Annotated in this window: 1 protein-coding gene; it reads right to left on the bottom strand. The window is 57.2% G+C overall.

Annotation, left to right across the window (positions count from 1 at the left end):
* Positions 1 to 251 precede the first annotated feature (251 nt).
* Complete coding sequence (locus Q1A89_RS23430) at positions 252 to 1,271, bottom strand: IS110 family transposase (RefSeq protein ID WP_299734149.1); 1,020 nt, start codon at positions 1,269 to 1,271, stop codon at positions 252 to 254.
* Positions 1,272 to 1,355: the final 84 nt, after the last annotated feature.

The following is a 1,355-nucleotide window of genomic DNA, read 5'->3' as shown; positions in this document are numbered from 1 at the left end:
TCTGTGGGTGGCTCCTGCATTGCAAGAGTTTTTTAGCGATTTTCGCGGTCGTTTCGTCAGTACTGTCGTCTGTCCGGCCTGTTTGTGTTTTGGCATTGCCTCCACTGGCCCTGATGAATTCCGCGAGCGAGGTTCCAATCGGCTTATCGACCTCAGAGGGCCGGAGACATTCCCGGAGTGTCCTTGCTCTTGGTTGAGTTACTTCCGCATCATCACTTCAACGTCTTGCATCTCGTGGGCAGTCTGCGCGGTCAGAACGCTGGCTGCCGGTATTCTTGTTTCTTTGTCAGCATTGCCCAGATGGAACGCGCTGCCTTGTTTGCCATCGCGACTGTTGCCAGCCGAAACGGTTTGTCGGCAATGATCTTGGCTGTCCAGAGATCGACTTTCGCTGGCGACCGTTTTGCCATGACCGCGCGCGATGTCATACCCACAACCAGCAGCTTTCGAATGTAGCGATCCCCTTGCTTGGTGATCTTGCCCAGTTTCTCTTTGCCGCCGCTCGACTTGTTGAGCGGGGTGAGGCCCAGCCAGGCGGCCAGATCTCTTCCTGTTCGGAACTGATGCGCATCGCCGATAGTGGCGACAATCGCTGAGGCCGTGATCGGCCCGATCCCCGGCATGCGCATCAACCTGCGCGCATCTGCGTTCAACAGGGCATGTTGCTCGATCATCTTGGAGTATCCGTCGATGCGCTCGTTCAAGCCGATGAACTGATAGCACTGAATGCCGAGCATGCCGGTCGCGATCTCCGGCATGTCCGGGTGATCCCCAGCCAAGTGACGCTTCGCAAAAGCTGTCACCGCTTCGATCCCAATGGGCAGAATATGGCCGAACTCGCGCAGCAGGCTGCGTATCATATTGGCCAGCTGGGTGCGCTGCCGGACGGCCAAGTCGCGCGTGCGATGGATCGAGAGGATAGCTTGCTGGTCCTCCGTCTTGATCTCGACGAAGCGCATGGTCGGGCGTCGAACTGCCTCGCATATTGCTTCCGCATCAACCGCGTCGTTCTTGCCTCGCTTCACATACGGTTTGACGTAACCAGCGGGCATGAGCTTCACATCATGGCCGAGCGTGCGCAGCTGACGGCCCCAATGATGGGATGAACCGCAGGCTTCCATGCCTACGACGCAGGGCGGAAGCGTCTCAAAAAAGGCCAGTAGCTTCGCGCGCTTGATCGGCTTGTTAAAAATAACCTGGCCGTTCTCAGAAATGCCGTGCACTTGAAAAACGTCCTTGGCCAAATCGAGGCCGACTGTCTTTACTGTCATTGGGTGGCTCCTTTCCTAGCAGTCGTTGATAACTGCACTTTGGCACACTCGATGCCGGTGGAGCAGGAGCCACCCACCTCATCC

Source organism: uncultured Tateyamaria sp. (assembly GCF_947503045.1).
Taxonomy (GTDB): Bacteria; Pseudomonadota; Alphaproteobacteria; order Rhodobacterales; family Rhodobacteraceae; genus Tateyamaria.
Note: the sequence above shows the minus strand (reverse complement) of the source record. Positions and strands in the feature narration are given on the sequence as shown.